Origin of the sequence: Microbacterium sp. (genome assembly GCF_040394595.1) — a bacterium.
Lineage (GTDB): Bacteria > Actinomycetota > Actinomycetes > Actinomycetales > Microbacteriaceae > Microbacterium.
In genome coordinates, this window is the sequence record NZ_JBEBSA010000002.1 from 229927 (window position 1) to 251742 (window position 21816).

At 72.0% G+C, this 21816-nt stretch carries 18 protein-coding genes; 9 read left to right on the plus strand and 9 right to left on the minus strand.

All coding sequences use genetic code 11. The features are described 5' to 3' along the window. Positions 1-44: 44 nt before the first annotated feature. The 5 genes from ABWO84_RS03855 to ABWO84_RS03875 all read right to left on the minus strand — a co-directional run bounded on the left by ABWO84_RS03855 (position 45) and on the right by ABWO84_RS03875 (position 6441). The gene (locus tag ABWO84_RS03855; RefSeq protein WP_353112704.1) at positions 45-806 is read right to left on the minus strand and encodes an SDR family oxidoreductase; all 762 of its coding nucleotides are present in this window, start codon (positions 804-806) and stop codon (positions 45-47) included. Between the two features lie 235 nt (positions 807-1041). Further along, positions 1042-1869 carry a xanthine dehydrogenase accessory protein XdhC gene (gene xdhC, locus ABWO84_RS03860; protein ID WP_353112706.1) on the minus strand — a complete coding sequence of 276 codons (828 nt, stop codon included), beginning with the start codon at positions 1867-1869 and terminating at the stop codon, positions 1042-1044. Between the two features lie 9 nt (positions 1870-1878). Then, on the minus strand, positions 1879-4245 hold the full coding sequence (gene xdhB, locus ABWO84_RS03865) for a xanthine dehydrogenase molybdopterin binding subunit (RefSeq protein ID WP_353112708.1): 2367 nt from the start codon (positions 4243-4245) through the stop codon (positions 1879-1881). Beyond that, on the minus strand, positions 4242-5714 hold the full coding sequence (locus ABWO84_RS03870) for a xanthine dehydrogenase small subunit (RefSeq protein WP_353112710.1): 1473 nt from the start codon (positions 5712-5714) through the stop codon (positions 4242-4244). Before ABWO84_RS03870 ends, xdhB begins: the two co-directional genes overlap by 4 nt. A 163-nt stretch (positions 5715-5877) precedes the next feature. Further along, positions 5878-6441, minus strand: a complete 564-nt coding sequence (locus tag ABWO84_RS03875) for a hypothetical protein (protein WP_353112712.1) — start codon at positions 6439-6441, stop codon at positions 5878-5880. A gap of 106 nt (positions 6442-6547) precedes the next feature. On the opposite strand from ABWO84_RS03875, the gene ABWO84_RS03880 reads away from it, so the two are divergent. Both ABWO84_RS03880 and ABWO84_RS03885 read left to right on the plus strand, forming a co-directional pair. Beyond that, a complete protein-coding gene (locus tag ABWO84_RS03880; protein ID WP_353112714.1) occupies positions 6548-7753 on the plus strand; it encodes a sensor histidine kinase in 1206 nt (401 codons plus the stop codon). Next, the gene (locus tag ABWO84_RS03885; protein ID WP_353112716.1) at positions 7750-8424 is read left to right on the plus strand and encodes a response regulator; all 675 of its coding nucleotides are present in this window, start codon (positions 7750-7752) and stop codon (positions 8422-8424) included. The genes ABWO84_RS03880 and ABWO84_RS03885 overlap by 4 nt, the downstream gene beginning before the upstream one ends. 38 nt (positions 8425-8462) lie before the next feature. Here ABWO84_RS03885 and ABWO84_RS03890 read toward each other — a convergent pair whose 3' ends face one another. Beyond that, positions 8463-9218: an IclR family transcriptional regulator gene (locus ABWO84_RS03890; RefSeq protein WP_353112718.1), complete on the minus strand. Its 756-nt coding sequence runs from the start codon at positions 9216-9218 to the stop codon at positions 8463-8465. A gap of 138 nt (positions 9219-9356) precedes the next feature. Between ABWO84_RS03890 and ABWO84_RS03895 the strand changes: the two genes are divergently transcribed. The 7 genes from ABWO84_RS03895 to ABWO84_RS03925 all read left to right on the plus strand — a co-directional run bounded on the left by ABWO84_RS03895 (position 9357) and on the right by ABWO84_RS03925 (position 16218). Then, on the plus strand, positions 9357-10427 hold the full coding sequence (locus tag ABWO84_RS03895) for a histidinol-phosphate transaminase (protein ID WP_353112720.1): 1071 nt from the start codon (positions 9357-9359) through the stop codon (positions 10425-10427). A 223-nt stretch (positions 10428-10650) separates the two neighbouring features. After that, a complete protein-coding gene (locus tag ABWO84_RS03900) occupies positions 10651-11040 on the plus strand; it encodes a GntR family transcriptional regulator (RefSeq protein WP_353112722.1) in 390 nt (129 codons plus the stop codon). Then, positions 11040-11750 (plus strand): ABC transporter ATP-binding protein, encoded by a 711-nt coding sequence (locus ABWO84_RS03905; protein ID WP_353112724.1) that lies wholly within the window; start codon positions 11040-11042, stop codon positions 11748-11750. Before ABWO84_RS03900 ends, ABWO84_RS03905 begins: the two co-directional genes overlap by 1 nt. Then, complete coding sequence (locus ABWO84_RS03910) at positions 11747-12574, plus strand: hypothetical protein (protein ID WP_353112726.1); 828 nt, start codon at positions 11747-11749, stop codon at positions 12572-12574. The genes ABWO84_RS03905 and ABWO84_RS03910 overlap by 4 nt, the downstream gene beginning before the upstream one ends. 128 nt (positions 12575-12702) lie before the next feature. Then, positions 12703-13827 carry a thiamine pyrophosphate-dependent dehydrogenase E1 component subunit alpha gene (locus ABWO84_RS03915; protein ID WP_353112728.1) on the plus strand — a complete coding sequence of 375 codons (1125 nt, stop codon included), beginning with the start codon at positions 12703-12705 and terminating at the stop codon, positions 13825-13827. Further along, complete coding sequence (locus ABWO84_RS03920) at positions 13827-14807, plus strand: alpha-ketoacid dehydrogenase subunit beta (RefSeq protein WP_353112730.1); 981 nt, start codon at positions 13827-13829, stop codon at positions 14805-14807. The genes ABWO84_RS03915 and ABWO84_RS03920 overlap by 1 nt, the downstream gene beginning before the upstream one ends. An 82-nt stretch (positions 14808-14889) precedes the next feature. Beyond that, on the plus strand, positions 14890-16218 hold the full coding sequence (locus tag ABWO84_RS03925; RefSeq protein WP_353112732.1) for a dihydrolipoamide acetyltransferase family protein: 1329 nt from the start codon (positions 14890-14892) through the stop codon (positions 16216-16218). Positions 16219-16420: 202 nt separating this feature from the next. On the opposite strand, the gene ABWO84_RS03930 is transcribed toward ABWO84_RS03925, so the two are convergent. The 3 genes from ABWO84_RS03930 to argH form a co-directional block, all read right to left on the minus strand. Then, positions 16421-19213, minus strand: a complete 2793-nt coding sequence (locus ABWO84_RS03930) for a PIG-L family deacetylase (RefSeq protein WP_353112734.1) — start codon at positions 19211-19213, stop codon at positions 16421-16423. 186 nt (positions 19214-19399) lie between these two features. Beyond that, entirely contained in the window at positions 19400-20293 is an 894-nt protein-coding gene (locus ABWO84_RS03935) for an ROK family protein (protein ID WP_353112736.1), read from the minus strand. Positions 20294-20301: 8 nt separating this feature from the next. Next, on the minus strand, positions 20302-21807 hold the full coding sequence (argH, locus tag ABWO84_RS03940; RefSeq protein WP_353112738.1) for an argininosuccinate lyase: 1506 nt from the start codon (positions 21805-21807) through the stop codon (positions 20302-20304). Positions 21808-21816: the final 9 nt, after the last annotated feature.

Consider the following 21816-nt stretch of genomic DNA (forward strand, 5'->3'; position numbering starts at 1 on the left):
GCGACGAAGAGACGGGACCGGGGGGACCCGGCCGCGGGGCGGCGTCAGCCGCGGCCGATGAAGGGCATGCCGGCGGCGGTGACGGTGAGCTGCGGCACGCTGACCTCGAGCGGGAGGCGGGCCAGCCGGACGACGAGCTCCGCGACGTGGGCGACATCCATCGTCGGCTCGATGCGCCGTGATCCGTCGGCCTGCAGCGCGCCGTCGCCCACGAGGGCGTCGACCAGGCCCGTGCGGGCGTTGCCGATGTCGAGCTGCGTGGCGGTGATGCGGTGGGCGCGCCCGTCGAGCTCGATCGACTTCGTGAGGCCCGCGATCGCGTGCTTGGTGGTGGTGTAGGCCACGGAGCGCGGGCGCGGAGTCTGAGCCGAGATCGACCCGTTGTCGATGATGCGGCCGCCCTGCGGGGTCTGAGCCCGCATCATCCGGAACGCGGCCCCTGCGCACAGCACGGCTCCGGTGATGTTCACCGCGGCGGTGGCGTCCCAGTCGGCGGGGTCCAGGTCCCCGACGTCCGCGGCGGGTCCGAAGGTCCCCGCGTTATTGAACAGCACGTCGAGCCGCCCGAACCGCGCCGCGTGCGCGGCGAAGAGCTCCTCCACGCGGATCGCATCGGTCACGTCGGCGGTGACGACCAGAGCATCCGGATGCCCCGCCGCAGCCTCCTCGAGCGGCTGGCGCCGCCGCCCCGCCAGCGTGACGCCGAATCCCGCATCCAGCAGCGCCCGCGCGACCGCGCGTCCGATCCCCGTGCCGGCCCCCGTGACGAGCGCGCGGCCCGCCGCCGCTCCCGCTTCGCGCGTCACGTCGCCCGTGCGCCGCTCGGCGCCGCCGCCGCTTCCGATTGCGTGGTCAGTTTCGGCAGGAATTCGCGCCAAAACCTGCCGAAACTGACCACCCTGCGGGCCGCCACCCTGCGGCTCGCCACCCTGCGGCTCGCCACCCTGCGGGATGCCACGCTGCGGCTCGCCACGCTGCGGCTCGCCACGCTGCGGGATGCCACCCCGCCCAACCGGGGCCTCCCCGGCCGCGGGTGGCGGTTCAGCCGACACGGGCGGCCTCGTCGAAGAGCTGCAGCAGCCGGGCGGCGACGCTCACGGCGATCGCCGCGGGCTGCTTGCCGGTCACCTCGGGGATGCCGATCGGCGTCGCCACCCGGGCCAGCGCCGCGTCGTCGTGCCCCAGCTCGCGCAGCTTCTTCGTGAACCGCGTCCATTTCGACGCCGAGCCGATGAGCCCGATCGAGCCGATGCCCCCGGTGCGCAGCGCCTGGTCCACGACCGCGAGGTCCTCGGCGTGGTCGTGGGTCATCACGAGCACGTGCGCCCCCTCCGGAAGGTCGGCGAGCGCGGCCTCGGGCACCGGCGCCGTCACCACGGACACCCGGGCGACCGCGTCGCCGAGCGGACCGGACCTCCCGGGCTCGCCGATGCGCGACGCGGCGAGCATCTCGGGCCGGGAGTCGACGAGCCGCAGATCGAGCTCGTGCCGGGCGAGCACCCGCGCGAGCTCGAGGCCGACATGGCCGATCCCGAACACGGCGACGGTCGGGACGACCCGCATGGGCTCCAGCAGCATGGTCACCTCTCCTCCGCAGCACTGCACACCGTACTCGGTGACCGCCTTGTCGCTGAGGTTCAGCGTGAGCAGCTCCGGCTCGGCGGCGCCGCGCTCCAGCATCCTCCTGGCCTGCTCGATCGCGGTCGCCTCGAGGTTGCCGCCCCCGATCGTGCCGTGCACCTCGGCGGCGGCGACCACCATCTTCGCGCCGCCGTTGCGCGGGGCATGGCCCCGCACCATCGCCAGGGTCACCACGACCGCCGGCACCCGTCGGATGCGCAGCTGCTGCAGTGCGTCCAGCCAGTCCATGGCCGCGGCTCAGCGCACCGCCGCCAGCTCGCGGTCGGCGCCCTCGGCGGCACCGGCGCCCTGCGCCGCGCGCACTGCCCAGAACACCGCCTCCGGGGTGGCCGGCGAGGCCAGCTCGACCATGTGCCCGGCGGGCCCGAACGCGGCCACGGCCTCGCGGATCGCCTCGCGGGCGCTGAAGGCGAGCATGAAGGGCGGCTCGCCGACGGCCTTCGACCCGTACACGGCACCGTCCTCGCGGGCGTCCTCGAACAGCCGCACGTTGAACGCCTCGGGCATCTCCGAGAAGCTCGGCAGCTTGTAGGTGGAGGCGGACTGGGTCTGCAGCCGCCCGCGGTGCGGCCCGTCGGTGGCGTCCCACCGCAACTCCTCGAGGGTCAGCCAGCCGACGCCCTGCACGTATGCGCCCTCGATCTGCCCGATGTCCAGCATCGGGGAGAGGGAGTCGCCCACGTCGTGCACGATGTCCACCCGGCGCACGCGGTAGGCGCCGGTGAACTCGTCGACCTCGACCTCGGTCGCCGCGCTCCCGTACGCGAAGTACTTGAAGGGCGAGCCCTGCATGATCTCCGGGTTCCAGTGCAGGCCCTCGGTGCGGTAGTAGCCCGCGGCGAAGAGCTGCACGCGCTGCATGTACGCCGCCTCGGCGACCTCCGCGAAGGAGAACCGTCCGGTGCGTCCCAGCGCGGTCACGTATCCGCCGGAGAAGCGCACGTCGAGGGCGTTCGCACCGAGCATCCCCGCGGCGACGGCGGCCAGGCGCTCGCGGATCTGCTCGCACGCGTTCTTGACCGCGCCGCCGTTGAGGTCGGCGCCGGACGACGCCGCGGTGGCGGAGGTGTTCGGCACCTTGTCGGTGCGGGTCGGGGCGAGCCGCACCTGGTGCAGTTCGAGGCCGAGAGCGGTCGCGGCGACCTGCATCATCTTCGTGTGCAGCCCCTGCCCCATCTCGGTGCCGCCGTGGTTGATGAGCACCGAGCCGTCCTTGTAGACGTGCACGAGGGCGCCCGCCTGGTTGAACGCGGCGAAGTTGAAGGAGATGCCGAACTTGATCGGCGTCACCGCCAGGGCCCTCTTCACGTGCGGGCTGCCGGCGTTGAAGGCGGCGATCTCCGCCCGGCGCGCGGCGACGTCGGCCTCCTCGCAGAGCTGTCCCCAGATGGTGGGCATCCGCTGCGCGTCCTTGACGAGCTGCCCGTATGGCGTGCTCTGCCCCGGCTGATAGAAGTTGCGTTCGCGCAGTGAGAGCGAGTCGATGCCGAGTGCGGGGGCGACCCGGCCGAGGATGTCCTCGATGAGGAACACGCCCTGCGGGCCGCCGAATCCGCGGAAGGCGGTGTTCGACGTCTTGTGGGTCTTCGCGATGCGGCCGACGGCGTGCACGTTCGGGATCCAGTAGGCGTTGTCCAGGTGGCAGAGCGCGCGGCCGAGGACGGCCTCGGAGAGGTCGAGGCTCCATCCGCCGTCGGCGGTGAGCACCGTGTCGATCGCCTGCAGCATCCCGTCGTCGTCGAACCCGACCCGCCAGGAGATGTGGAACGGATGCCGCTTGCCGGTCATCGTGATGTCCTGCGTGCGGTTCAGGCGCACCCGCACCGGACGCCCGGTGAGCTTGGCGCCGAGGGCCGCGATCGCGGCGAAGCCGTGCGACTGCATCTCCTTGCCGCCGAAGCCGCCGCCCATCCGCAGCGACTGCACGGTGACCTGGCTCGACGAGATGTCGAGCACATGGGCGACGATCTCCTGCGCCTCCGACGGATGCTGGGTGGAGCACTGGATGAAGTACTGCCCCTCCGAGTCGCGCACGGCGAGCGACGCCTGCGTCTCGAGGTAGAAGTGCTCCTGGCCGCCGAACTCCGAGACGCCCTCGAAGACGTGCGCGGAGGAGGCGAGCGCGGCTGCTGCGTCGCCGCGTCGCACGGTGCGCTCGGCGCCCTGGAAGGAGCCGGCCTCGATCGCCTCGCGCACGGTGATGCACGAGGGGAGCGGCTCGTACTCCACGACGACGCGCTCCGCGCCGAGACGAGCGGCCTCCTGGGTCTCGCCGAGCACCCACACCAGTGCGTGCCCGTAGTACATGGCCTCGTCGGGGAACAGCGGCTCGTCGTGCTTGATGCCCGCGTCGTTGACCCCCGGGACGTCGGCGGCGGTGAGCACCCGGACGACACCGGGAACCTCGTAGGCGCCGGAGACGTCGATCGTCACCTTCGCATGGGCGTTCGTGGACTGGACCGGCCAGGCGGTGAGCACGCCCGCGGTCTCGGCGGCGAGGTCGTCGGTGTACTTCGCGGCACCGGTGACGTGCAACGCGGCGCTCTCGTGCGGCGCGCGGATCCCCACGACGGGATCGGACGGGCGGTCGGCCAGGGAGCTCATGCCGACACCTCCTTGGACTCGATGACGGTGGCGCTGTAGAGCTTCAGCAGCGCGGTGCCCAGCATGAGGGAGCGGTACTCCGAGCTGGCGCGGTGATCGGACATCGGAGTGCCCTCCCCGCGGAGGATCTCGGAGGCCGTGCGGACGGTGGCGATGTTCCACGGCTGTCCGATGAGCGCCTGCTCGGTCGCGGTGGCGCGCAGCGGGGTGGCAGCCACGCCGCCGAGTCCGATCCGGGCCCCGGTCACCACGCCGTCCTCGATGTCGAGGGCGAACCCGACGGCGACGCTGGAGATGTCGTCGAAGCGGCGCTTGGCGATCTTGTGGAAGGCGGTCACCCGCGCCAGTGGCAGCGGGATGCGCACGGCCCGGATCAGCTCGTCGCGGGCGCGCACCGACTGCCGGTAGCCGGTGAAGTACTCCGACAGCGGCACCTCCCGCTCGCCGTCGGCGGAGGCCAGCACGACGCGGGCGTCGAGGGCGAGCAGCGCGGGCGGGGTGTCGCCGATGGGTGATCCGGTGCCGAGGTTGCCGCCGATCGTGCCGCGGTTGCGGATGAGGCGCGAGGCGAACTGTGGGAAGAGCTGGGCGAGCAGCGGCACCCGACCGGCGAGTCGGCGCTCGATCTCAGTGAGCGGGAGCGCGGCGCCGATCTCGATCGCGTCGTCGTGCACGTCGAGGGTGCGCAGCTCGGGGAGCTGCTCGATCGCCACGACGAGGGGAGCCCGCCGCCCGCGGATGTTGACCTCGACGCCCCAGTCGGTCGACCCCGCGACGAGCAGCGCGTCGGGCTCGTCGCGGAGCATCCGCAGCGCCTCGGCGAGGGTGGACGGGCGGATGAAGCGGGCGCCGTCGACCTCGGCCGCCGTGGCGACGGGCTCGGGAGCGGGCTCGGCGAGGCGCTGCTGCAGCGGATCCTCGGCGGCGGGGGAGCCGAGCGTGTAGGCCGCATCGCGGATCGGCCGGTATCCGGTGCAGCGGCAGAGGTTGCCGCTGAGCGCGTGCAGGTCGAAGCCGTTGGGCCCGTGCTCCGCGTCGTGCGCCGGGCAGCCCTCCTCGTGTCCCTCGCCGCCGGATGCCGGTGCGCGGTCCTCCCGGTAGTACTCGCCGGCCATGCTGCAGGCGAATCCGGGTGTGCAGTAGCCGCACTGAGACCCCCCGGCCTCGGCGAGCTTCTCCTGCACGGGGTGCAGCGCCTCGGGCGATCCGAGCCCCTCGGCGGTGACGATCTCCTGTCCGTCGAGGGCGTAGACCGGCACGAGGCAGGCGTTCACGGGGGTCCAGGCGGTGCCCCCGTTCTCGGACGGCGTGGCGAGCAGCATGGCGCATGCGCCGCACTCGCCCTCCGCGCAGCCCTCCTTGCTGCCGGAGAGCCCGCGGTCGCGGAGCCAGTCGAGCGCCGTGGTGTGCGCGGGGGTGCCGGTGAGCGCGCGGCGCTCCCCGTTCACGGTGACGGCGGTGTCAGTCATGCGTCGAACTCCTCTGATCCGGCGGACGGGCTGCGGATCGGATTCCGGCCGCGAGCTCGAGTCATGATCATTCTCGTCGTCGAGGGTGATACCGGTACCGAATTTTCCGAGATTCGGAAACGATCTTCTATTTTGGGAATGTTAGGCGGAATCGGGCCGCCGGTCAAGGGCGAGAGGCCTCCTGTCCCGCACCCAGCTGCTTCACACTCAACCACCCCGGCCACCCGATGAGCCAGACCCCCGTCACCAGCCAGACCCGCCAGAACCATCCGGCGAGCTGCTCGGTGCGCGAGGGGTCGCCGACGAGGAGGATGATCCCGCCCAGCACCACGCTCGCGATCGCCGCGCAGAGCAGCATCCGCAGCCACTGCCCCCACTCGTACCGCAGCTGCGGGATGCCGGACTTCGGCGGCCTCGCCGGCTCGGGGCCCCCGGCGAACCGATGGGCGAACCGGGCGTCGACGCGATGGATGATCTGATGCCCGAACGCGATCGTGAACCCGAGGTACACCGCGCCGAGCCCGTGCGTGAAGTCGGCCGTCGCGCCGTTCACCAGCAGGTCCCAGGAGATGAAGGAGAGCAGGGCCACGTCGAGCAGCGGCACGCAGAGGAGCAGCACGGTGGAGAAGCGCCGCCAGCGCAGCAGATAGCGCGCCGCCAGCCCGCCGCCGAGCACCGCCCAGAATCCGATCTCGCAGATGAGGATGCCGAGGAGCATGGGAGTCATTCCTCCAGCGTCGCGACGTCCGCACCCGGACGGATCCTGCGGGAGGCCGCACCTCCTCCTCCGCTCGGAGGAGGCGCCCCCGGCGCGGCTCGGTCAGGATGGAGGCATGGGCATGCGCTGGTGGCACCGGATCACGGCGCGGCCGGCGACCCGCGACGCCGCGATCGCGGTGCTGTGGCTGCTCGTCGGGCTGGTGCTCTTCGCGATCGGCGGCATCCGCATCTGGGCGCCGGTCGCCGTCGTCGACGACGCGCCGCCAGGGGTCTTCCTCGCCACGCTCCTCGCGATGACCGCGATTGCGACGCAGCGGTCGCGGCATCCGCTGCTCGCCCTGACGGCGGGGACGGCCGTCGCCGTGATCGACGTGCTGTGCGGCGGAAGCCTGGGCGTCGTCGTGGTGATGACGGATCTCGCCTACTCCGCGGTCAACCACGGGAGCAGCCGTGCGGTGCGGATGCTCCTCCGCGGCGCCCTCGGAGCCGCGCTCGTGGTCGCGGTCGTGCTGCTGGTGCTGCGCCCGGACGACCCCGCGATCGTCACGGTGGCCGTGCAGTGGGCGCTCATCCTCTCGATCTCGGGCCTCTGGGGATGGAACGTGCGCAGCGAGCGGCTGCTCACCCGCACCGTCATGACCGTGCAGCACGCGACGGAGACCCGAGAGCTTCGGCATCGCATCGCGCACGAACTGCACGACCTCGTGGCGAACCAGATCGCCGTCGCCGGGCTGCACGTGGAGGCCGCCAAGCTGCAGGCCGACCGGATCGCGGCGCCCGGCGGCTCCGCAGCGCTGCAGAGCAGCCTCGACCAGGCGAAGCGCGGCACCGATCAGGCCCACCGCGAGCTGCGGAACCTCATCGGCGTGCTGACCGCGTCGTGGGACATCGAGGACCCGGCGCCGGCGCGCCCGGACGAGCAGCTCGCCGCGCTCGGCAGGCTCCTGCCCGCCGGGCGCCGCCTCTCCTGGCGCGGCGCCGGACGGGCCGGACTGCTCTCCGCGCTGGAAGCCGAGCCCGAGTCGCGGGCTCGGGTCGTGCTGCGGGTGCTGGAGGAGCTCGTCGCGAACGCGGCGAAGCACGGCGAGGGGGAGGTCGCCGTGTCGGTCGGGCCGGACGCCGGCGGCGCCGATGCCCTCGCCGTCGAGGTGCACAACCGGCGCGGGCGGGGCGACGAGGGCGCTCCCGTCGGAGGGCTGGGGATCGGCGCCGCGCGGTTGCTGCTCGGCGGCGTCGGCGCGACCCTCGAGGCCGCCGCCGAGGGGGCGGAATGGCGGGCCGCGATCCGCCTCCCGCGATCCGGGGGAGGCGGATCGTGATCGGCCCCGTGCGCGTGCTGGTCGCGGACGACCACGAGGCGGTGCGCAGCGGCGTGAGCGCGATCCTCGGCACCGACCCCGGGATCGAGATCGTCGGCGAGGCCGAGAACGGATTCGGCGCGCTCGCCGCCTGCCATCGCCTGGAGCCGGCCGTGGCGCTCGTCGACCTGCGGATGCCCGGCACCGACGGCATCTGGGCGACTGAGCGGATCACGTCGGAGACCACCAGCCGGGTGCTCGTCCTCACCACCTTCGACTCCGACGACCTCATCGCCCGCGCGCTCGCCGCGGGCGCGCACGGGTATCTGCTGAAGACCACGAACGGTGCGGAGCTGATCAGGGCCGTTCACCACGTCGCCGCCGACCGGCACGTGATCGACCCGGCGGTGGCCGGGGGCGTCATCGCGGGCTACACCGCGGCGCGACGCGACGGAGAGCGGAACGAGAAGCGTCCGGGGGCGGCGCTCGATCCCGCCGCGCTCACCGATCGTGAGCGCGAGGTGCTCGCGCTCCTCGCCGAAGGGCTCGGGAACCAGGCGATCGCCGTGCGGCTGCACATCGGTCTGACCACCGTGAAGACCCACGTCGGCGCGCTCTACGCGAAGAGCGGCGCCGTGTCGCGCGTGCAGCTCGCACGGCTGGGGTCCTTCGGCGACGGGCCCCGCACCTGAGGCCCTCGGGCTCCGGGGCTGCGACGCCGCGCGAGGGGTCAGCCCGCGGCGACCGAGCGTCCGATCTCCGCGGCGACCTCGCGCAGCACGGGGATCGCCCTCTCGGCGAAGTCGTCGCCGACGCGGGCCACCGGACCCGACACGGAGACCGCCGTCGGGATCGGCATCCCGGGCACGGCCATCGCGTAGCAACGGACGCCGATCTCCTGCTCCCCGTCGTCGATCGCGTAGCCGCGGCGGCGGCTGGTCTCCAGATCGTCGAGCAGCGCATCGACCGTGCCGAGCGTGTGCGGAGTGGCCACCGGCATGCCGGCGCGGCCCACGATCTCCCGCACCTCGGCGTCGTCCAGCTGCGACAGGATCGCCTTGCCCACGCCGCTCGAGTGCATGTAGGAGCGGCGTCCGACCTCGGTGAACATGCGCATCGCGTGCGGCGACGGGGCCTGGGAGACGTAGATCACACGGTCGCCGTCGATGGTCGCGAGGTTCGCGGTCTCGCCGAGCCGCTCGACGAGCTCCTTGAGCTGGGGCATCGCTATGCGCCCGAACTGGCGGTTCGCCACCTCGCCGAGCCGCACCAGCTGCGGTCCGAGCGCGTATCGGCGGTTCGCGAGCTGCCGGGCGTAGCCCAGCGACACCAGCGTGCGCAGCAGGCGGTGGATGGTGGGGAGCGGCAGATCCGCGGCCGTCGCCAGCTCGCTGAGGGTCGCATCCCCGCCCGCGTCGGCGATCAGCTCCAGCAGACTGAACACGCGCGTGACGGACTTGACGCGCTCCTGTTCGCCAGCGGCCATGGGGCCGTCCCTTCGTCGTCGTAACGGAACATCCGCATCGTGGAATCCAGCGCCAGCGTATCCCATCCGTCCCGCGACCCCCGGAGACCCCGCGATCGGCGACCGCCCGGAGAACGACGCGGTCCTAGACTCGACACCGTGACCACCGAGCCGAACCTGCCCCGCATCCGTCCCGAGATCGCGGCCCTGCCGCCGTACCGCCAGGGCAAGCAGGCCGGCCCCGACGCCTTCAAGCTGTCGAGCAACGAGAACCCGTTCGAGCCGCTGCCCTCCGTGCAGGCGGCGCTGCAGCGCACGACGCCCATCAACCGCTATCCGGATGCCACGGCCGGCGCCCTCCGCGCCCGGCTGGGCGAGAGGTTCGGCGTCGCCCCCGACGCCGTGCACGTGGCGGCCGGATCGGTGTCGATCCTGTACCAGCTGGTGCTCGGCGCCGCCTCCGTCGGCGATGAGGTGATCTACGCGTGGCGCTCGTTCGAGGCCTACCCGGGGCTGCCCCTCGTGGCTGGGGCCACCGGCGTGCAGGTGCCGCTCGCCCCCGGGGCCCGGCATGACCTCGACGCGATGGCCGACGCGGTGACCGACCGTACCCGCGTCATCATCGTCTGCACCCCGAACAACCCCACCGGGCCGATCGTCACGAGCGCGGAGTTCGCGGCCTTCCTCGCACGCGTCCCCCAGGACGTGCTCATCGTGCTCGACGAGGCCTACGCCGAGTTCGTCACCGCCCCCGACGCCGTCGACGGGCTGCGTGAGCGCATCTTCGAGAGCCACCCGAACGTGGTCGTGCTCCGCACCTTCTCCAAGGCCTACGGGCTCGCCGGGCTGCGGATCGGCTATGCGATCGGCCATCCGCGCGTGCTCGACGCCGCCCGCACCACGGGCATCCCTCTGTCGGTGACGAGCGCCGCCGAACGCGCCGCGATCGCGAGCCTCGACGCCGAGGAGGAACTCCTGGAGCGCGTGGCCGTGATCACCGAGCGCCGTGCGCGCCTGGTCGCGGGGCTGCGCGACGCGGGCTGGGACGTGCCCGACGCGCAGGGGAACTTCGTGTGGCTGCCCGCCGGTGAGCGCACCGACGAGGCTGCGGCGGCCTTCGACGCCGCCGACCTGATGGTGCGCCCGTTCTCCGGCGACGGGGTGCGCATCTCCGTCGGCGAAGAGGAGTCGATCGACCGCGTGATCGCCGTCGCCGCCTCGCTGCGCTGAGCGTCACCCCGGAGCGCGTGTCGTCCGGCTGGGTGTCATCCGGCTGAGCAGAGCCGCGGAGCGGTGGAGACGAAACGGTGGTGTGCGTTTCGTCTTGCCGCGCTCCCCCGACGACCGTGTCGTACTCGCCCCACGACCGGTCGCGGCGCTCGGCGAGCCCGGATGTTGCAACTGTATGATTGTTGTAATACAGTGAGACAACAACGACGACCCGAGGAGCCTGATGCGCATCGATGACTCCCGTCCGATCTGGGCGCAGCTCGTCGACGAGTTCCGGCGCCGCATCGCCGCGGGCGAGTGGCGGCCCGGCGCGAAGGTGCCGTCGGTCCGCGAGCTCGCTCTCGAGCTCGGGGTCAATCCCAACACGGTGCAGAAGGCGCTCGGTGAGGTCGACAGGCTCGGCCTCACCACGACCGAGCGCACGGCGGGGAGGTTCGTCACCGCCGATGAGGGAGCGGTGGCCGGAGGGCGCGCCGCGCTCGCGGAGTCGACCGCGGACGGGTTCGTGTCCGCGGCCCGCGGTCTCGGCATGACCCTCTCCGACGCCGCCGATCTGCTCGCGCGTCGCTGGGACGCCCACGAAGACAACATCCGCAACGGAAAGGACGCCTGATGAACGTGCAGACGCCGCTCGCGATCGAGGTCGCCGGCCTCACCAAGTCGTACCGCGGACGCCCCGCGCTCGACGGTCTCGACCTGAGCCTCGCCCCCGGGCAGATCGTCGGCCTGATGGGCGACAACGGCTCGGGCAAGACCACGCTGCTCAAGGTGCTGGCGGGGGTGCTCGCCGAATGGGAGGGCGAGGTGCGGGTCGCCGGCCACGCGCCGGGACCGGCGTCGAAGGCGATGGTGTCGTTCCTCCCCGACGCCTCGTTCCTGCCGGACATGCACAAGCCCGCCGACTCGATCGCCCAGTACGCGCGCTTCTTCCCCGACTTCGACGAGGCGAAGGCGCGGGAGATGATCGACTTCTTCGGGCTCCCCTGGGATCACACCCTCAAGGAGATGTCGAAGGGCATGCGCGAGAAGCTGCAGATCTCGCTGGCGATGTCCCGCCGGGCGCGGGTGTACCTGCTCGACGAGCCGATCTCGGGGGTGGATCCCGCCTCCCGCGACGTCATCCTGCGGGGCATCCTCTCCCACTTCGACGAAGACGCGCTGATGCTCGTCTCGACCCATCTCATCCAGGACGTCGAGTCGATCGTCGACTCGGTGCTGTTCCTCCGCGCCGGCCGGGTGCTGCTCCACGGAGGGGCGGACGAGCTCCGCGAGGAGCACGGCATCAGCCTCGACGCGCTGTTCAGGAAGGTGTACTCCGCATGATCGGCACGCTCTTCGCGCAGGAACTCCGCGCGACATGGAAGAACCTGTCCACCGGCGTCGGGATCGCCCTGCTCGTCATCGTCGTGTCGTTCGCGCTCGCGGCGCTCCGCATCCCGGTCGTCGGCGACATCGGCCTGACGATGGGGCTCATCGTCGCGGCCGTGATCACGCCCGCGGTGCTCGGCATGCTCATCGAGAACTACTGGCGCACGATGTACGGACGCGAGGGGTATTTCACGATGACGATCCCGGTGCGCGGGCGCACGCTGTTCACCGCCAAGGTGCTCTACGGCTTCGTCGCAGCGGTCGTCGCGCTCATGATCACGGTGCTGTGCCTGTTGGGCGGTGCCGTCGCGTTCTCGCTGTCGCAGGGGCAGGAGCCGTTCGGGTTCGTCCGCGGCGCGTTCTCGGCCGTCGAGCCCTGGATGCTCTGGTCCTCCGCGGCGGCCCTCCTGCTCATGGCCGCCTATCTGGTGATCGTCGGGGCGGCGGTGATGTCCATCGGCGCACAGGGGCGCTTCAACCACCTCGGCTTCGGCGCCCCCGTGCTCGGCGCGGTCATCCTCTACTTCGTCATGCAGATCGTCACGCTCGCCGCCATCCTCTTCGTCCCGGTCGGTGTCGTGATGACCGGCCAGGACGCCGGGACCCTCGTTGGACGGGGGATGCTGGACGACTTCGTCGCCGCGCTCACCGCGCCGGGCGGGTCGGACGCCGCACCGCACGTGCTCGGTCTGGGCTTCGTGCTCACCAGCGTCGCCGTCGCCGCGCTGATGGCCTGGTGGGGCGGGCGCGCGGTCGAGCGGCACACGTCGCTGCGATAGCGGTCGGGCGGGGGGAGGGCGGTGCATGCCTCCGAAGGCATGAAACCGTGGACAACCCACGGGAGACCTCGGAATCCGTTGTGCCGACCCTCCAGTCCCCACCGCGGAGGCCGGGGTAGCGTAGAACGGTGACCTTCCCCGAGACCCCCCTCGTGCGCGTCCTGGACGCCGACGGACGGTTCCTCCCGTCCGAAGCCGCCGAGCAGTATCTCCCGCTGATCTCCGCGCTCTCCGATGCGGAGCTCGAGCAGTTCTACCGGGACATGGTCGTCATCAGGGCGATCGACACCCAGGCCACGAACCTGCAGCGGCAGGGGCAGCTCGCCCTCTGGCCGCCGAGCCGCGGCCAGGAGGCGGCGCAGGTCGGCTCGGCCCATGCGTCCCGCCCGCAGGACACGATCTTCCCGTCCTACCGCGAGCACGTCGTGACCCGCATCCGCGGGGTCGATCCGCTCGACATCATTCGCTTGATGCGCGGCGTCTCGCACGGCGGATGGGATCCCACCGATCCCAAGAACGGCAACGTGCGCCTCTACACGCTCGTCCTCGCGTCGCAGACCCTGCACGCCGCCGGCTACGGGATGGGCCTGGTGTTCGACGGCAAGTGCGGCACCGGAGACCCCGAGCGCGACGAGGCTGTGGTCACCTACTACGGCGACGGATCCTCCAGTCAGGGCGACGTGCACGAGGCGATGGTCTTCGCCGCCAGCTACGGCGCCCCCGTGCTGTTCTTCCTGCAGAACAACCACTGGGCGATCTCCGTGCCCGTCGAGACCCAGTCGAAGGTGCCCCTCGTCGGTCGGGCGGCCGGCTACGGCATCCCCGCGGCGCGCGTGGACGGCAACGACGTGCTCGCCAGCTACGCGGTATCGCGCTCACTGCTCGACGAAGCGCGGGCCGGCGGCGGCCCCCGCGCGATCGAGGCGGTCACCTACCGGATGGGCGCACACACCACGAGCGACGACCCCACCAAGTACCGGGCGTCCGCCGAGGAGCAGGAGTGGGCGCAGCGCGATCCGATCGCCCGGATGCGCGCGTTCCTGCAGGGGCGCGGCGCCTCGGACGCCCTCTTCGCGGAGGTCGACGCCGAGGCCGCGGATGCCGCGGAGGATCTGCGGGCACGCACCGTCGCCCTGCCGTCGCCCAACCCCGACAGCATGTTCGCCCATGTCTACAGCGAGCAGCATCCGCTGATGGACGAGCAGCGCGAGTGGCTGCGGAACTACGAGGCATCCTTCGAAGGGGGCGCATGATGACCGTGGAGACCATGCCCTTCTCGAAGGCCCTCAACGCCGGCATGCGCAAGGCGCTGGAGGACGACCCCCGCGTGCTGCTGATGGGCGAGGACATCGGACGCCTCGGCGGCGTGTTCCGTGTGACCGAGCACCTGCAGCGCGACTTCGGGGACCGTCGGGTGATCGACACGCCCCTCGCGGAGTCGGGGATCGTCGGCGCGGCCATCGGCCTGGCGATGGCCGGTTTCCGCCCGGTGTGCGAGATCCAGTTCGAGGGCTTCGTGTTCCCCGCCTTCGACCAGATCACCACGCAGCTCGCGAAGCTCACCAACCGTCACGAGGGCGCGATCTCGATGCCCGTCGTGATCCGCATCCCCTATGGCGGGCACATCGGCGCGGTCGAGCACCATCAAGAGAGCCCGGAGGCGTACTTCACGCACACCGCCGGTCTGCGGGTGGTGTCGCCGTCGACCCCGAACGACGCCTACTGGATGATCCAGGAGGCGATCGCCTCGGACGATCCGGTGATCTTCCTCGAGCCGAAGAGCCGATACTGGCCCAAGGGGGAGGTCGAGCTCGAGGCGTCCGCGGCCCCGCTGCACGCCTCCCGCGTCGTGCGGCGCGGCACCGACGTCACCCTCGTCGGCCACGGCGCCATGGTGACCACGCTGCTGCAGGCGGCCGCGCTCGCCGACGCCGAGGGCACCAGCTGCGAGGTCATCGACCTCCGTTCCCTCTCGCCCGTGGACTACGGGCCCATCCTCGACTCGGTGCGATCCACCGGGCGGATGGTCTACGCACAGGAGGCGCCCGGGTTCACCAGCCTGGGCAGCGAGGTCGCCGCGACCGTCATGGAGCGCGCCTTCTATTCGCTCGAGGCCCCCGTGCTGCGTGTCTCCGGTTTCGACACGCCGTTCCCCGCTGCGAAGCTCGAAGGGGCGTACCTGCCGGATGCCGATCGCATCCTCGAAGCCGTCGACCGGTCGCTCGCGTATTGAGACCCCGGTCCTCGGAGGGAATCGGGGCGGGCCGCAGCCCGTTCCGTCCGCCGTTTGACCGCCGGTGAGTAAGGATTCAGATATGAGCACTCAGACCTTCACCCTGCCCGACGTCGGCGAGGGTCTCACCGAGGCCGAGATCGTCGCCTGGAAGGTCGCACCCGGCGACGCGGTCGCCGTCAACGACGTGATCTGCGAGATCGAGACCGCGAAGTCCCTCGTCGAGCTGCCATCGCCGCATGCCGGCATGGTGGGCGAGCTGCTGGTCGAGGAGGGTCGCACGATCGACGTGGGCACCCCGATCATCACGTTCCTCACCGAGGCGGAGGCCGCCGCCCCCGCGCCCGCCGCACCGGAGGCGCCCGCCGCGGCATCCGGATCGGTGCTCGTGGGATACGGCAACGGAGGAGAGGCCGTCTCGCGCCGCCGCAAGCCCGCCGAGCGCCCGGTGCGCTCCTCGGCCGGCGTGATCGCCAAGCCGCCGATCCGCAAGCTCGCCCGCGACCTCGGGGTCGACCTCACCACGGTCACGCCGACCGGCGCCGACGGGGAGATCGTCCGCGACGACGTGATGAGGGTCGCGTCGCAGGCGAGCGTGTTCCGCAACATCCAGACCCCGGAGTGGGGTGACGTGCGCGAGGAGACCGTCCCGGCGCCCGCCCCGGCGCCGGTGGGCCTCGCCCGGGGCATCCAGCCCGTCGGCGACCCCGCGCGCACCGAGGCGATCCCGGTGAAGGGCGTGCGCAAGGCGAGCGCCAACGCGATGGTGCAGAGCGCCTACTCCGCGCCGCACGTGACGGTGTGGAAGGAGGTCGACGCCACGCGCACGATGGAGCTGGTGCGGAGGCTCAAGGCCTCGCCGGACTTCGCCGACATCAAGGTCTCCCCGCTGCTGATCATGGCCCGTGCGGTGATCTGGGCCGTGCGCAGGACGCCGATGGTGAACGCGGCGTGGATCGACACCGATGGCGGCGCGGAGATCGCGGTGCGGCACTACGTGAACCTCGGGATCGCCGCCGCAACCCCCCGCGGCCTGATCGTGCCGAACATCAAGGACGCCCAGGAGCTCGGGATGAAGGACCTGGCCCGGGCCCTGAACCGCCTGACGGTGACCGCGCGCGAGGGCAGGACGACCCCCGCCGACCAGCAGGGCGGCACGATCACGATCACGAACATCGGCGTGTTCGGGATGGATGCGGGCACCCCGATCATCAACCCCGGCGAGGCGGGCATCGTGGCGATGGGCACGATCGCGCAGAAGCCCTGGGTGGTGGACGGCGAGGTCCGTCCGCGCTGGGTGACCACGGTCGCCGGATCCTTCGACCACCGGGTGATCGACGGCGACGGCATGAGCCGCTTCGTCGCCGACGTCGCCGCGGTGCTGGAGGAGCCCGCCCTCCTCGTGGACTGATCGCCCCGGCGTCCCCGTCCCTCCCGGTCCCGTCTATTCGTCGCAAAGTGCCGGAATCCGGGCCCGGTAAACGCACTCCGTGACGAATAGACGGGCCGGACAGGCTAGACGGGCCGGACGGGCCGGGACGGGCCGGGACGGGCCGGACGGACACGGGAGAGGGCCGGCGCACCACGTGGTGCGCCGGCCCTCTCCCGTCCGGTCAGCGGGAGCGGCCGCCGAGCGGAGCGCGGGTGGCGAACACGCCGCCCTGTGACTCGAACGACACGGCCAGCACGGGCGAGGCCGGCGTCCCGGTGAGGCTGGAGCCGTTGCCGCGGGCCCCGGTCCGCGCACCGAAGCGGATGTCCGTGCGGCCCTGCCGCGCGTTCACCTCGGCGCTGCCGAGCACCTGCGCGCCGTCCCAGAGGAACACGCGCGCCGTGCCCGCCCGCGGGGTCTGCAGCGCCATCTTGACGATGCCGTGTGAGATCGACGACGAGAGCACCTTGAGGTCGTGGCTCGTCGGCTTCGCGCCGCCGAGCGGCACGTCGTCGCCCGCCGACTGCAGGATCGACTGCGGTGACGCCACCGAGCGCGCGGCGGTGTCGGGCAGGGTCGGGTCCTTCGGCTTCGGACCCGCGTCGGCGACGCCGTCGAGGGTGATGATGCCCCAGCGCCACGGGTCGGCCCGCATGCCCGGGAAGGTCGACCAGCCCACGCGGTTCTGCGCGGCCTTGTTCTGCGTGTCGGAGTCGTTGACGATCACGTTGAAGCCGACGTGCTGCGGGTCGAGGTTGTCGGGCAGTACGGCGAACGGGATCTTCACCTCGAGGTCGTAGCCCGTGTACGCGGCCGCCGTCGAGGCCATCTTCACCTTGACCTCCATGCCGGGCGCGGTGACGTTCGCCTCGCCCTGCCAGTTGTCGCGGTCGCGCCCCACGCCGGGGGCTCCGGTCATGGTGTCCATCGAGGGCATGATTCCGCCGATGAAGGTGTGCGCCGTGTTGGGCGCATCCCCGCGCGGGTCGAAGTAGATCTCCACCGAGTCGGTGCGTCGCTGGCGCTTGTTGTCCGTCGCCGGGAGGATCGTGCCGCGGATGTCGTCGGCCACCGAGATGAACAGGTAGAAGTTCGCATCGTCGTGGGTGATCCACGTCTTCGCGCTGATCGACGGGTTGGTGCCGCCCATCGGGGTGCCGTCCCAGACGGTCTCGACGGGGATCGGCTCACCCGGGTACTCCGAGTCGCGGCGGATGCCGTCGAGAGTGGGCGCGACGGCGGCGCGCTGCACCGCGTAGGTGGGGACGAGGTTCATCGTCACGGCGCGCGCCGCGCTTCCCGCCTCGCTCGTCGCGGTGACGGTGACCGGCCAGCTGCCCTTGTTCTCCGCGCGGTTCGCGGTGGGGATCGAGGTGTCGGTGTTGGTCACGTCGAAGGTCACCGTGGTGGTCTTCCCCGCGGCGAGCCCCGAGTAGCGCAGCTGCGCGGGTGCGGCGGCGAAGCCCGCGGGGAGGGTGAGCGAGACCGATCCGGAGCGCGTCTGCGCGGAGAAGTTCTCCACCACGACGTCGAGCTTGCGGGTGCGGCCCTGTCCGAGCGGGAACAGCTCGGGCACGAGCACGTCGAGGTGCTTCATACCCAGCTTCGCCGTCCAGTCGCGGAACGACTGGATCTCCTCGAGCGGGCGGATGGTGGCCTCGACCGCGCCCGCCACGCGCAGCTGCGCGAAGGTGGTGCCGGAGGCGCGGCCCGCGGTGAGGGTCGCCTCGACCCGCACCTGCTCGCCGACCGCCGCGGACGCCGCCGCGGTGACCTGGAAGGTGACCCGGTGCGAGGCGCCCTTCTTCAGCGCGGGGATGGACACGGGGCCGCCGGTCGTCCAGCCCGCGGGCACCTGCAGCCTCACGGCGCCGGCCGGGAGCTTGACGCCGTCGGGAGCCGTGATCGTCACGTCGACCGGCACCTTCTGGCCGGCGACGGCCTCGAAGCGGCCGGGACGCACGTCGATGAGGGTCCCGAAGGGCAGCCCGCCGGCGATCGGCAGTGCGGCGCCTCGGAGGGCCGCGTCGCCGCCGGAGCGGGGGTCGGCGATCGGGGTGCGGGAGTGGATCACCGTGAACCAGGAGTTGGAGATCTTGGCGGGGTCGGTCGGGCTCGCGGCCATCTCCGCCCAGCCCTGCGTGACGTACGCCCAGCGGGCGAGGTCGAGCATCTCCGACCAGCGCTTGCGGTTGCGGTTGCTCCGGGTGCCGTTCCAGCATCCGAAGACGACGTCCGAGGCGACGGTCGGCGTGTAGCCCGCGGCGACGCCGCCCTCGCCGTTCGCGCCGGTGCCGTTCGCGCCCGAGCGCAGGATGCGGCGGGGCTGCCACGGGCGGAAGCCCTCGGCGAGGTGCTCGGGGAAGCGCCTCGGGTCGCCGGCGGCGAGGTAGGCCTCGACCGCGAACATCGCGGCCTGCTGGTGGTTTCCGTGGTTGCCCTCGACGGCCGAGGGGTTCATCGTGACGATGACGTCGGGCCGGGTGGCGCGCACGACGCGCACGATGCGGCCGAGCACGGCCTCTCCGCCCCAGACCTCGTGCGAGAGCGGAGCGCTCGCCGTGTAGTAGAAGTCGAGGCCGTCGAGGTTGAAGACGTGTTCGATCCCCGCGTAGCCGACCGCCTTGCGCTCCTCGGCCTCGCGCATCATGCCGAGGGGCGGGCCCTCCTCGAGGCCGACCGCGTTGCCGCCGCCCTCGCCGCGGGTCACCGTGATGACGCCGGCCTTCATGCCGAAGTACTCGTTCCACTGGCCGAAGACCCCGAGGTTGCCGGCCTCGTCGTCGGGGTGCGCACCGATGAAGAGCACGTTGAGCTTGACCGCGCCGCCGGGGGCTGCGAGCGCCTGCTCGGCGGGGCTCAGGGCCGAGACCTGGAACCCGGTCACGGCCGCGGCGGCGCCGAGGACGCCACCGGCCTTGAACAGCGTCCGGCGAGACAGCGTCTGCTCGGACAGGGTGAGTCGATCGTCCATTCGGGGGACCGTCCTTCCACGCGAGCGGACGTCGACGTCACGTCCCGCGTATTCGATGAAGTGGGGAGCAGGTAATTTCTTTCTGAACAGAAATAAATACCTACAGCAATTCCACAGGTACGGCCTCCGGGCGTCAACGCCGGAAAATATGTCGGATGCCGCACGCAGCGCCGCGCGGGACGGTGCTCACACCCGCGCGGCGTCGCGCGCCAGGATCACGGCCCCGCGCAGCGAGGCGTCGGCTCCGAAGCCCGAGAGCACGATCTCGGGCGGATAGGGGAGCGCGGCCCGCAGGCGGGCTGCGAGGGGCTCGAAGAGCGCCGCCCCCGCCCTGGTCATCCCGCCGCCCACGGCGATGCGCGCCGGGTCGCAGGTGAGCGCCGCGGTGATGAGGTGACGGGCGATCTCGTCGACCGCGCCGGCCCACAGCCGCGCCGCCGCATCGCTCGTCGCGATGGCGGCGACCAGCTCCGGCACGTCGGCCGCCGGCACACGGGCGTCGGCGGCGACCCGCCGGCCCAGCCCGCTCCCTCCGGCGTACTCCTCCAGCGTGGGGGCGTCGGCCGTCCACTCGGAGACCGGCCCGACCACCCCGTAGCCCACCTCGCCCGCGGCGCCGTGCGCACCGCGGAGCACACAGCCCTCGACCACCGGCGCGATCGCGATCCCCGTGCCGAGGTTCACGTAGAGGCCCACCCGGGTGTCGCGGAGCGCGCCCTCCCGGACCTCGGCGAGGGCCGCGGCCTTCACGTCGTTCTCGACCGCGAGCACCGTCGCGCCGAACTCGGCCTCCAGCCTCCCGCCGAGGTCGAGATCCGACCAGCCGACCACGTTGGGGGCCAGATCGACCCGGTCGTCGAACACGATCCCCGGAGTCGACACCCCGACCGCCCGCACCGGACCCGTCTGCGCGACGAGTCGCGCCGCGGCGGCGAAGGTGCGGTCCAGCACGCTGGCCGCGGGCTCCTCCGCGCCGATCCGCAGGCGGTCGTCCCGGCTCTCCCCGTCCTCCACCTCCACGCGGAGCGCGACCTTCGTGCCGCCGAAGTCGATCCCGAGCACGTTCATGCGACCGGCCACCGGCGCCGTCACCCTCGCAGGGCCGCGGTCGCCGCGACCAGCCGCTCGGCGACCGCGTCGAGGTGGTCGCGCCTGGCGTCGCGCCAGGAGCGGAACTCCTGCGCCGTGCCCTGCCGTGCGGCGGCCATGCGGGCGACCTCGCTCGGCGCCGCGCCGCCGGTCGAGGTGCGCACGGCGACGAAGTTGTCCGCGTCGAGCGCCCGCGCGATGTCCTCGGCGCTCAGCACGACCTCGCGGCCGGTGACCTCGTGGGCGACCTCGCGCACCCGTTCGGGCGAGACCTCGCGCACATCGGTGGTGCCCGCGGCGTCGGCCTCGCGCACGATCCGCGACACGACGGAATGCGCCTGCGTGAACGTCAGGCCCCCGTCGCGCACGAGCGTGTCGGCCAGCTCGGTGGCGTTCGCGAACGAGGCCAGGGCACGCTCGCGCATGACGTCGGTGTTCACCTGGATGGTGCCGAGCACGCCGGTGAGCAGGTGCAGCACGTCGGTGAGGGTGTCCACCGCGCGCCAGGCATAGGGCTGCAGGTCGTCCTCGGTGTCGACGATGTCCCCGAACGGGGTGTTGTGCATCATCGTGAGCACGGTCGCCGCGCTCGCCGAGGCGGCGGACAGCAGTGAGCGCGAGTGCTCGATCGAGACCGGGTTGCGCTTCTGCGGCATGATCGACGAGATCTGCACGTAGGGTGCGGCCACCCGGTAGAGACCGAACTCCGCGGTGCACCAGGTGAGGAAGTCGACGCAGCTGCGTCCCGTGTCGATCGCCATCAGCTGGAGGGCGATCGCGGAGTGCGCGATGTAGTCGGTCGCGGCGACGGCGTCGTAGGAGTTCTCCACCAGGCCGCCGAAGCCCAGCAGGCGGGCCATGTTCTCGCGATCGATCGCGAACCCGGTGCCGGTGAGCGCGGCGCCGCCCATCGGCGAGAAGTCCAGGCTCTCGTAGGCCTGCTGCACGCGGCGGATGTCGCGGCCGAGCACGTCCGCGATCGCCAGGAAGCGGTGCCCGAGGACCGACGGCTGCGCGGGCTGGGTGTGCGTGTGCTCCAGCGAGAGCGTGTCGGCGTGCTCGGCGCCGAGGCGCACGAGGGTCTCGTACAGTTCGCCCGCGGCGTCCAGCACCCGGATGAGCTGGCGGCGCATCACCATGCGGTACAGCGTCATGCCCATGTCGTTGCGGCTGCGCGCGGTGTGCAGGCTGCCGGTGACCTCGCCGCCGATCCGCATCATCTCGTGCTCGACGGTGAAGAACAGGTCCTCGAACTCCCCGGTGTACTCGCTCGCCGCGAGGGCGTCGAGGTCGAGCTCATCGATCGATTCCGCGATCTTCGCCGCCTCCGCGTCGCCGAGGATGCCGGCATCGTGCAGCATCACCAGGTGCGCCCGGTGGATCTGGATCATGGACGGCAGCAGCATCCGCTTCGCCTCGTTGTACGCCGGGCGCAGCACGGCCGTGGTGTAGCTCTCGCCGGGGAAGGTGTCGCCGTCGCGCTGGACGATCTCGTCGCGGTTCATTCTCTGTCT